Raw genomic sequence first — 10,053 nt, 5'->3', positions numbered from 1 at the left:
CGTCGACGGCGGCGCCGACGGATGGGGTCGGGGCGGCGGCCCGGGGGTGCTCACCGCGCACCACCGCGGGCGCCGGCACCCTTGCGCCCGGAGCGGGGCGGGGGTGCGCCGGAGTCGTCGTCGTAGTGCAGCGCCACCTCGAGTGGGTCGGGCCGGTCGAGGTCGGCGGGATCGGGCTGCCCGCGGAACCGGTGCCAGAGCCGGCGGCCGGCCAGCAGAACCAGCACGGCGCCCGCCGAGAGCGTGATGAAAAACAGCACCTGGCCGTAGGCGTTCGAATGCACCGACAACCGCACCGGCTCCCCGAGCGGCAGGCCGTCGGCGGTGCGCAGCGCGACGTCGACGGCGACCCGCTGGGTGAAGTGCACCTCGATGGGCACCCGCAACGGCAGGTAGCCGGGGGGCAGCACGATCTCGCCCATGTCGGTGACCGTCATCCCCGGTGGCGCGTCGACGTCGAGGCGGACCCGTATCGGCACCGGCAGGTCGTTGCGCAACGCCAGCGGCAGCGGGCTCCGTTCGGTCGCCAGCGTGTAGGCCCCGCCCGGGTTGACGATGGTCACCGCCCCGAAGATGTCGTCGACGGTGTGTCCGACGGTCGTGAGTCGTTGTCGCGCAAGGCCGTTGCGGGTGTCGGGCGGCACCGTCTGGCTCAGCGCGCGCAGCAGGTCCTCGCGCAGCGGAGCGGTATAGCCGTATCCGGTCAGCCCCGTCCGTTCGTCGGTGGTCAAAGCAGCGGTCAACCCCCACAGCCGCCCGGTGACCGCCGCGATGCCCGACACCACCGCGTCGTCGAACCGGGCATCGGGGTCGCCCAACTCGTTACCGGGCAGTGGTTCCATCTCGTCGGGTGGGACGGCGCTGGCTTCACCGATCACCGCGGCGAGCGGTCGCGGCTCGGCGAGTCCGGCGTTGATCGCGGTGGCAACCGCCCGGAACAGCGCCCGGGCGTCGTCGGGGCCGAGGCCCCAGGCCATCGGCGGCATCAGGATCTCGGTGCGCGGGGCGATGTCCCGGTTGAGGGCGCGCCAGAGCACGGCACCGAGGGCGTCCTGGCGCCGGGCCACCGCCGAATCATGTTGCAGCGGGATGTCGAGGGACGGGTCCAGGTATCCCGGCGCGACGGGATCGGTGCCCGCGCCGGCGAGCGCCGCCCCGACGGCCGGATCGAACGGCGCCGCGACGACATGCGGTGTGTAGCGAACCGGCGCAGTCTTGGCGAGGCCGGAGTCCGCGACGTCGGTGCCGTCGGCCGAGCCCGATTCGGCGGCCGCGACGGCCACCGTCTGGCCTCCCTGGTCCGCCAGTAGACGCACCGCGGGGCCGGTCAGGGGGCCGTCCCCGAGCAGGCTGACGCCGCGGATCGAGGCCACGCCCAGAATCTGGTCGACGATGTCTCCCGCGGAGGTGGTCGCGATCCGGCTGAGCCCGGTATCGCGGACGCGACGGAGCGCGTCCAGGTCGGCCTGGGCGTAGATGGTCGAGGTGACGCACATGCCCTTCGCCAGCCCCGCGAGCCGGTTCAGCCACGCCACTGCCGCGTCCTGCCCGGTGCCGGGGCGGGTGGGGGTGCCGGGTCCAGCGTCGGGACCGTTGTTGACGACGTAGCCGCCGGTCATCGCGTTGACGGTGACGAGCAGGTCGGGGTCGACCGCCAGACATGTCGCGGCGCGCACCCGCCCGTCGGGATCAACCGGGGGGCTGGTGGCGAACTCGGCAGCGGACAACAGGGTGTCGAGGCGTCCGCCCGCCGCCAGGGAGGTCGCCAGCTCATCGTCGACGAGACGTACCGGCGTGGCGCCGCCCGGTGCGCCCGCGGCCAGCCGCGGCCGGTCGGCGATCGGCCACAGCAGCGTCAGCTGGACCGGTTCGGACGTGTCCGGGACGGCGATCGCCGCGACCGCGTCACCTGACTCGGTGCCGGGGGCGGGTGGGACGCCGAGCACCGGCAGCAGGAAGCGCGCGTCGTCGAGGCGGGCGGGCTCACCGTAGTCGGGGGTGCCGTTGACGTTGACCATCAGCGGATACACGCCCGGCTCGTCGATGCTGAGCGACGGCCGGTCGGCGGACCTCAGGGGATACGAGAGGGTGAACGGAATCTCTTGTCCGCGAGCGAGTTCCGGTGAGAGCCGGACGAAATCGCCGACCGGCTCGAACTGGTCGACGTCACCGGTGAGGTTGGTACGCAATCCGGTCGACGTCCTCACCGCCGCGGCATTCTCCAAGCGCACGACCACATCGCGCACCGGCCGGTCGCCGACGTTGAGGACGGCACCGGCCACGGTGACCACCGGCTCACTGGTGGTGGTGACCACGTCGGGAGTGACGCGGTCGACGCGGATCTTGATGAACGGCGTCGAACCGGGTTGCCCGGCCGCGGTCTGCGGTACGACGACCAGCAGGGCACTCAGCGCCAGCACGATCAGCGCGGCCAGCGCGCGCGGCAGCGCTGCGGCGGTCACGAGCCCTGTCCGCAACCGTTCGTCCGGCGGCCGGGCTGGGTTTGGGCGCGTTCGTCCGCCTGCCCTTCGGGCGGGTGCCCCCAGCGCTCCGCCGTCGGGGACGGTTGGGCGCGTTCGTCGGGGCGACGGTTGCGGGTGTGCGAGTGCGTCTGAGGGCGGCGCCGTGGCGACGACCGGGGGAGCGGCGGCAGTGCGGCGGGGCCGTGGGCGTGCAGCTTGTCGATCAGCTCGTCGGCGACCTCGGCGAGGCGGCGTTCGTCGGCGTAGGCCAGTCGCTTGGGCAGCTCCTCGAGCGGCACCCACGCGACCTCGGCGACTTCGACGTCCTCATCGGAGAGCTCGCCGCCCAGGAAGCGCATCAAATAGTGGTGCACGGTCTTGTGCACGCGGCGGCCCTCGGTGACGAACCAGTAGTCGATGCTGCCGAGCGCCGCGAGCACGCTGCCCTGCACGCCGGTCTCCTCGGCTACCTCGCGGACTGCGGTCTGCTCAGCCGTCTCACCCATTTCGATGTGGCCCTTGGGCAACGACCACAGCATGCGGCCCCGCCGGTCGATGCGCCCGATCAGTGCGGCGACCTGACGCTCCTTGGGGCCGTCGATACCGTCGATGACCAGCCCGCCCGCGGAGGTTTCGTGGACGGTGCGCAGCCGTTCGGGTGGGCGTCGCGGCCGCGACTTCTTGGACTGCCCGCCCCTGGTGTCCGTGCTTCCGTTGACGGCGGCGCCGTTGCGGGGCGCGGCGTCGTTGTGGCCGGGAGGGGGCTGTGGGATGGGGCGGCGAGGCTGCGCTGACGGGTCGGGTGGAATCTCGGGTGGACCTGCCGCGCGTCGGCCACGACGTCGCCCGCGGCGCCGTCGTGGTTTGGCCTGTTCGCCGTCCGACACCCAAGCGATAGTAGCTGCCACGCATATGCGCCCCCGCCGCACTCACCGGTCGTGACAGAGCCGTTGCACATTTGTGTGACTCCGCAGCCTGGGGGCCGCCTGATCGTCGGCTGACTGTGGCGCATCGTTAACCTTCTCAACGCGGCCTGGGGCCGCTTGATCGTCGGCTGACTGTGCCGAATCGTCAGCCTCTCCCCCTACGCCCTCCGGGCGTGGGCGGTACCCCCACAACGCGGCGTGGGGCCGCTTGATCGTCGGCTGACTAGGCTGTCCGAACGTGCCCGCCTCCACCGACGCCGAACTCCTTGCCACCGCGCAAGTGGAGCTGAACCGCCACGGCGAGGTGCTAGGCGAACTCGGCGGGCTGTTCGCCGACGCCGGCCACGAGTTGTACCTCGTCGGCGGCAGCGTCCGGGACGCGCTGCTGGGTCGCGCGCTGACCGACCTCGACTTCACCACCGACGCCCGTCCCGAGCAGATGCAGAAGTTGCTGCGGCCGTGGGCCGACTCGCTGTGGGACACCGGCATCGAATTCGGCACCCTCGGCGTCGGAAAGGGCGACAAGCGTCTCGAGATCACCACCTACCGCGCCGACACCTACGACCAGATGTCCCGCAATCCCGAGGTGCGGTTCGGCGACAACCTCGACGACGACCTGGTGCGACGCGACTTCACCGCCAACGCGATGGCCGTGCGCATCACCGCCGGCGGTCCCGCCGAATTCCACGACCCGCTCAACGGGCTGGCGGCGCTGCGCTCCAAGATCCTCGACACCCCCGCCGCGCCCGAGGTGTCGTTCGGCGACGATCCGCTGCGCATGCTGCGCGCTGCGCGCTTCGTCTCACAGTTGGAGTTCACCGTGGCGCCGCGCGTGGTGGCGGCCCTGGTCGCCATGGCGCCGCAGCTGGGACGCATCACCGCCGAGCGGGTCGCCGCCGAACTGGACAAGCTGCTGCTCGGCGCCGATCCGGTCGCAGGTGTCGACCTGATGGTGCAGTCCGGGATGGGCGATGTGGTGCTGCCCGAGGTCGGCGCGATGCGCATGGCGATCGACGAACACCACCAGCACAAGGATGTCTACTGGCATTCGCTGACCGTCTTGCAGCAGGCGATCGCGCTCGAGGACGACGGACCCGACCTGGTGTTGCGCTGGGCTGCGCTGCTGCACGACATCGGCAAACCCGCCACCCGCAAGCACGAACCCGACGGCGGGGTGAGCTTTCACCACCACGAGGTAGTCGGCGCGAAGATGGCGCGCAAACGCCTGCGCGCGCTGAAGTACTCCAAGCAGATGGTCGACGACGTGTCGCAGCTGGTGTACTTGCACCTGCGGTTCCACGGCTACGGCGGCGGCAAGTGGACGGACTCGGCGGTGCGGCGCTACGTCACCGACGCCGGGCCATTGCTGCCGCGGCTGCACAAGTTGGTGCGGGCCGACTGCACGACGCGCAACAAGCGTCGCGCGGCCCGGCTGCAGGCCAACTACGACGACCTCGAGCACCGGATCGCCGAACTCGCCGAGAAGGAGGACCTCGCTCGGGTGCGACCCGACCTCAACGGCAACGAGATCATGGAGATCCTCGGCATCCCCCCCGGCCCCCAGGTCGGCCAGGCGTGGCAGTACCTCAAGGAGCTGCGCCTCGACCGCGGGCCGCTGCCGCGCGACGAGGCCGAAGAGGAACTGCTGGCGTGGTGGAACGCGAGGGGCGGGCAGTAACGCAAGCGCCTAGCTCCGCGAGCGAACTCCGCCGCCCGAATTTCGGGCGAGCGACCGCGTCTGCACGCCGACACGCCGCCATTGCGCGTACAAAAGCGGTCGCTCGCACCAGCGACTTGATCACGGTGGAACCCTCAGCCGAGTTGGCGCGTCCCATCAGGCATGGACTACTGCCTCGGTGACGGCGATGGCTCGGCGACGATTTGGTCTGGGACCCCGGATGTGGATGTCGACGGCGACGGCACATTCGACGCGGTTGGGCTGGACTTCGACGGCGACGGTCTGCTCGACGACGCGATGGCGGACCTGGACGCCGACGGTGTCGCCGACCACCTTGTGCGCGACCATGCCGGCGCCGCAACCCAATTCACCGATGACGGCACCGGCACCTGGGCGGTCAGCGTGGAGCGGGGGCTGCGCTGGTTCGGCCTCGACGGGGTCGAGCAGTTCGGTGGGCCGCTGGTCGACCTCGACGCCGATGGTCAGACCGACGACCGGTTGCTGGACGTCGACGGTGACGGGCTCGCGGACCGGGCGCTCGCCGGCGAGAACGCCTACGTCGACGCCGATGCCGACGGTAGCTGGGACATCAAGCTGACCGACAGCGACGGCGACGGTCGCGCCGACTCGGCCGTCGAGCTGTGAGGCGGGCTACCCGCGACCGGACCCCGGCGGACCGGCGAACGCCTGCGCGATATCCAGCCACTGTTCGGCGTCCATGCCGACCGCGTGCACGTCGAGCTCCGAGCGCGGCCGCCGCTGGGTCACCAGCATGCAGAAGTCCTCCGCCGAACCGGACACCCGCTGGGCCGCGTCCTGCGGCCCCCACGACCATGTCGACCCGTCCGGGGCGCGCAACTCGACGCGGAACGGTTCGGTCGGCGGCTGCCGGCCGTTGATCACGAACGCGAAGTCGCGGGTGCGCACACCGATATGAGCGATCGAGCGCAGCCGTGCCGTGGGTGGTCTTCGTACACCGAGGGCGTCGGCGACGTCGAGACCGTGCGCCCACGTCTCCATCAGCCGGGCCGTCGCCATCGAGGCTGCGCTCATCGGCGGGCCGAACCAGGGCAGTTTGCGGCCCTCCGCGACGGTCAGCAGCTCGTCGTGCAACCGGGACCGGGTCGTGCGCCAATCGTCGAGCAGGTCCGCCGGCGCCATGGCGGCCAACTCCGCGGCGCCCACGTCGACGAAGCCGGTCGGGTTCTTGCCCGCCTCCTCGAGCAGGGCGGCGAAGGCGGCCTCGTCGGTCACCGCGGTCAGCGCGACGCGGTCGGTCCACAGCAGATGTGCGATCTGATGCGCGATCGTCCAGCCTTCCGCCGGAGTGGGTTCGGCCCACCGCGCGGCGGGAAGGTCGGCCACGAGGGCGTCGAGTGCGTCGCTCTCGGCGCGCAGGTCGGCCACCATCGGCGCGGCACCAGCCATGCGGCTCACCTTATCCCGGGGGAGGAGCGCGTCTTCGCGATTGCGGCGTGCGCGGCCAGCCCGGCCAGATACACGCCGACGCCGGCCAACGCGAGCGCCGGCTGGCGTCCGTCCGGCGGAATCACGCTCGCCGTCAACGCGATCGCGGCGATGAACGTCATCCAGAACAGCGAGTCCTGCACGGTGAACACGTGGCCGCGCAAGGCGTCGTCGACGTCGACCTGCATGGCGTTGTCCGCGCACAGCTTGACCACCTGACCCGCCATGCCGAGCAGGAAACCGCACCCCACCATCACCGGGAGCTGCAAACCCGACCCGACCAGCTGGACCAACGCGGCGATCCCCAAGGCGCCGTTGGTCGTGGCGTAACGACCCCAGCGCCGCACCGCCACCGGCATGACGGCGGCGGCCAGAAAGGATCCCGCGCCGGTCGCCGCGACGAACAGCACCGCGCTGCCCAACCCGGCGACCTGCTGGGTGTCGGTGTGGCGCACCATCACCAGCACCAGCAGGCTGTTGATCCCGAACACCATCCGGTGCGCGGCCAGACCGATCAGCGTCGCGGCGACGGCGGGCACCGCCGTCACGGTCCTCACACCATGCACCCAGCCGGTGGCGACCGCGTACAGCGCCGAACCGTGTACCGCACGCGCGCTGTCGTCGGGCCCCAGCACTCGCGGCGGGAAGCGCCAGGCCAACCACAGCGCCAGGGCCACCGGGACGGCTGCGATGAGGATGATGACGGCGGCGCCGGTGTCGTCGGCGCCGAACAGCCAGCGGGGCAGCAGCATGAAGTTGGCGCCGAGGAACGCCGCCGCCGCGCCGGTCGCGATCGCAACCGAGTTCATCGCCACCACTTGGTCTTTCGGCACAACGTGCGGCAGCGCCGCAGACAACCCGGAAGACACGAAGCGGGTGAAGCCATTGACGATCAGCGCGCAGCACAGGATCGCCAGATCTCCCGCTCCGGATTCGAGCAGCTGAGCGACGGCCAGTACCAGCACCAGGCGGCCGGCGTTCGCCGCGACCAGCACCAGCCGACGATCCCAGCGGTCGAGCAGCGCGCCGGCGAAGGGACCGAGCAACGAGTAGGGCAGGAACAGCACCGCGAATGCGCCGGCGATCGCCCACGGTTCGGCGGCGCGCTGCGGATTGAACAGGATCGCGCCGGCCAACCCCGCCGCGAACAGGCCGTCACCGAACTGGCTCACCAGCCGCATCTCCAGCAGGCGGCGAAACTCGGGCAGGCTGCGCAACGACCGCCAGACGGCGACGGACGCGCGGAAATCGGGCAAGGGGGAGCAGGTTCCTGGGAGCGGCGGATCGGACCGCATCCACAGTACAAATATCGCGGCGGCATCGCGCTTGTCCGCCACGACAGGGGTAGCCGGTGCCATGATGGACGGGTGGCGCAGTCAGAGGAACCGGAGGATTTCATCGCCCCTGCCGCGCCGCGCGTGCGGGCGGGGACGCTGCTTCTTGCCAACACCGACCTGCTGGAGCCGACGTTCCGCCGCAGCGTCATCTACGTCGTCGAACACAACGACGGCGGCACCCTCGGCGTAGTCCTGAACCGGGCGAGCGAGACGGCGGTCTACAACGTGTTGCCCCAGTGGGCCAAGTTGGCCGCCAAACCGAAGACGATGTTCATCGGCGGACCGGTCAAACGCGATGCGGCGCTGTGCCTGGCGACTCTGCGCGCCGGGATGGAGGCCACCGCCGCCCCCGGTCTGCGCCATGTTCAGGGGCGGATGGTGATGGTTGATCTGGACGCCGATCCCGACTCGATCGCCCCGGTGGTGGAGGGCATAAGAATTTTCGCCGGCTACTCGGGTTGGACCATCGGCCAGCTCGAAGGGGAGATCGAACGCGACGACTGGATCGTGTTGTCCGCGCTGCCATCCGACGTCCTGGTCGAACCGCGGGTCGATCTGTGGTCGCGGGTGCTGCGCAGGCAACCCCTGCCGCTGTCGTTGCTGGCGACGCATCCGATCGACGTCAGCCGCAACTAGTTCTCAGCAGGACAGCGTGCAGGTGGCGCACGCACCGCCGCACTCCTGCGCCTGGCTGCGCGCGACGCCGGCCAGACCGAGAGCGATCTTCGCGCTCTGCCAGCATCCGGCACCGATGGTTCCCAGCGCTCCGACCACGCAGACGATCAGCACGACGAGGGCAGTGGAGCGTTCGGCCACGAGTGCCACCGCGCCGCCGGCGGCCAGCATCGCCGCGGCCGCCAGTTGGACCGGTGCCACCGAGCGCAACACCGTGCGCACCTGGTCTCCCGCATGCGGTCGGTGCAGCAGCCACCCGCCGACCGCGGCGAGTGCGCCGGCAGCGCACAGGCAGAGCACCGCGGCGATGAGCATGGGCCACAGGATATCGAGACCGGTCGGGTGGGTTGGGACGTCCCCCGGGCGCCAGGCTTCGCCCGGGGGACGGGCCTAACCCGGCAGGCCCGGCGGGGCTCCCAGCGCAGTTGCGCCCGGGAACCGCGGGGCGGCCGGAGCCGTCGCTGCCGACGGCGGATTCGACACCGGCGATGCCGCGCCGGGAGCGGCCGGGGCGGGCGCGCCGGGGGCAACGGGCGCAGCGGGTGGTGCTGCGGCGGGCGCCCCGGGGACCGTGACCCGGAAACCGTTGACGATCGCGTCCGTGGCCTCAGCGGCCGGGACAACTTGGTCGACACTCGTGGTGACGGCCAGCGACACCAGATACTTGTCCGGCCCGGCCGTGGCGATGACGTGACGCCGTGAGGTGTTCAGCGTCATGTTGTTTTCGCGGTAGGTGCCCTCGATCAACGCCGACGGCATGCCGCCGAATTCGGCCAGGGAGGCATCGGTGGAACGCCACGCCGGCAGCTGCTGACTGTCGACGAAGCCGTGGCTGATCGCCTCCTTGGGATCGAAGTCGCCGACGAGTTTGTACACCACGACCTGTGCGTTCGAGGTGTACAACCCGTTGCCGCCGACCCGGTCGGCGATCACGGCGAAGGCATCGGGAACGTTCGGATCCGGGACGTGCGCCCAGCCGCGCGGCATCGGCAGCACGATGTTGAGCGCCTTGAACTCACGGCTGTTCTGCGGCTCGAGTTTGACGCCCTTGTCGGCGAAGTACTCCGTGAGCGTGCCGGAGGTGGCGGGCATGATCGTCGCGACCGGCGCCGAGGGGACGGGGTGGGCGACCAGCCCGGGGGACGCGGCCGGGGTCCCCGCGGTGGCAGCCCCCGCGGCAGTGCCGGCCGGGGTCCCCGCGGTGGCAGAACTCACACCCGGTGTGCCCACCCCCTGTTGGGTGAGGGGTGCAGCGTTCGGTGCGACCGTGACCGTCTGGGTGACCGTGGCCGGCGCGGGCTGCGGTGGCTGCGGAACGAGAGGTTCGGCCGATGCGGTCGTGCCCGCAAAGCCGAGGACGCCGGCGGTGGCGGTGGCCACACCTGCGGCCAGAACCCGCCAGCGAGGGGCGATCTCGATCATCTGCGTCGGTCCTTCCGAACTGCGCGTGGGGAGGTCAGGCGCTGACTGTATCGACCCGCGAAGCGCGGCCACCAGCGCCGGAATCG

9 protein-coding genes are annotated in these 10,053 nt (G+C 71.1%); 3 read left to right on the top strand and 6 right to left on the bottom strand.

Annotated features, from left to right (window positions below; translation table 11 throughout):
• Positions 1 to 50 precede the first annotated feature (50 nt).
• Complete coding sequence (locus AU193_RS05565) at positions 51 to 2,462, bottom strand: hypothetical protein (RefSeq protein ID WP_064421342.1); 2,412 nt, start codon at positions 2,460 to 2,462, stop codon at positions 51 to 53.
• Positions 2,459 to 3,349 (bottom strand): NUDIX hydrolase, encoded by an 891-nt coding sequence (locus AU193_RS05560; RefSeq protein WP_156425130.1) that lies wholly within the window; start codon positions 3,347 to 3,349, stop codon positions 2,459 to 2,461. Before AU193_RS05560 ends, AU193_RS05565 begins: the two co-directional genes overlap by 4 nt.
• A gap of 277 nt (positions 3,350 to 3,626) precedes the next feature.
• Here AU193_RS05560 and AU193_RS05555 point away from each other — a divergent pair, with 277 nt between their 5' ends.
• Together AU193_RS05555 and AU193_RS05550 are read left to right on the top strand one after the other, a co-directional pair.
• Positions 3,627 to 5,066 carry a CCA tRNA nucleotidyltransferase gene (locus AU193_RS05555; protein ID WP_064421341.1) on the top strand — a complete coding sequence of 480 codons (1,440 nt, stop codon included), beginning with the start codon at positions 3,627 to 3,629 and terminating at the stop codon, positions 5,064 to 5,066.
• A gap of 162 nt (positions 5,067 to 5,228) precedes the next feature.
• The gene (locus AU193_RS05550) at positions 5,229 to 5,711 is read left to right on the top strand and encodes a hypothetical protein (RefSeq protein ID WP_064421340.1); all 483 of its coding nucleotides are present in this window, start codon (positions 5,229 to 5,231) and stop codon (positions 5,709 to 5,711) included.
• A 6-nt stretch (positions 5,712 to 5,717) separates the two neighbouring features.
• Here the strand turns inward: AU193_RS05550 and AU193_RS05545 are convergent, their stop codons facing one another.
• Together AU193_RS05545 and AU193_RS05540 are read right to left on the bottom strand one after the other, a co-directional pair.
• Complete coding sequence (locus AU193_RS05545) at positions 5,718 to 6,494, bottom strand: TIGR03084 family metal-binding protein (protein ID WP_064421339.1); 777 nt, start codon at positions 6,492 to 6,494, stop codon at positions 5,718 to 5,720.
• A gap of 5 nt (positions 6,495 to 6,499) precedes the next feature.
• The gene (locus AU193_RS05540; protein ID WP_064421338.1) at positions 6,500 to 7,789 is read right to left on the bottom strand and encodes an MFS transporter; all 1,290 of its coding nucleotides are present in this window, start codon (positions 7,787 to 7,789) and stop codon (positions 6,500 to 6,502) included.
• Positions 7,790 to 7,900: 111 nt separating this feature from the next.
• On the opposite strand from AU193_RS05540, the gene AU193_RS05535 reads away from it, so the two are divergent.
• Positions 7,901 to 8,506, top strand: a complete 606-nt coding sequence (locus AU193_RS05535; RefSeq protein ID WP_064421337.1) for a YqgE/AlgH family protein — start codon at positions 7,901 to 7,903, stop codon at positions 8,504 to 8,506.
• A 3-nt stretch (positions 8,507 to 8,509) separates the two neighbouring features.
• On the opposite strand, the gene AU193_RS05530 is transcribed toward AU193_RS05535, so the two are convergent.
• Positions 8,510 to 8,860, bottom strand: coding sequence for a hypothetical protein (locus tag AU193_RS05530; protein WP_064421336.1), 351 nt, complete (start codon positions 8,858 to 8,860; stop codon positions 8,510 to 8,512).
• A gap of 75 nt (positions 8,861 to 8,935) precedes the next feature.
• Positions 8,936 to 9,967 carry an LpqN/LpqT family lipoprotein gene (locus AU193_RS05525; protein ID WP_064421335.1) on the bottom strand — a complete coding sequence of 344 codons (1,032 nt, stop codon included), beginning with the start codon at positions 9,965 to 9,967 and terminating at the stop codon, positions 8,936 to 8,938.
• Between the last annotated feature and the right edge of the window lie 86 nt (positions 9,968 to 10,053).

The organism is Mycobacterium sp. GA-1285 (assembly GCF_001499905.1).
In the GTDB taxonomy this organism is placed as follows: Bacteria; Actinomycetota; Actinomycetes; order Mycobacteriales; family Mycobacteriaceae; genus Mycobacterium.
Note: the sequence above shows the minus strand (reverse complement) of the source record. Positions and strands in the feature narration are given on the sequence as shown.

What these genes read in the sequence shown, in the direction of transcription:
- AU193_RS05550 (WP_064421340.1), top strand. Translation starts at nt 5,229, where the DNA reads ATGGACTACTGCCTCGGTGACGGCGATGGCTCGGCGACGATTTGGTCT.
- AU193_RS05545 (WP_064421339.1), bottom strand. Translation starts at nt 6,494, where the DNA reads ATGGCTGGTGCCGCGCCGATGGTGGCCGACCTGCGCGCCGAGAGCGAC.
- AU193_RS05530 (WP_064421336.1), bottom strand. Translation starts at nt 8,860, where the DNA reads ATGCTCATCGCCGCGGTGCTCTGCCTGTGCGCTGCCGGCGCACTCGCC.
- AU193_RS05525 (WP_064421335.1), bottom strand. Translation starts at nt 9,967, where the DNA reads ATGATCGAGATCGCCCCTCGCTGGCGGGTTCTGGCCGCAGGTGTGGCC.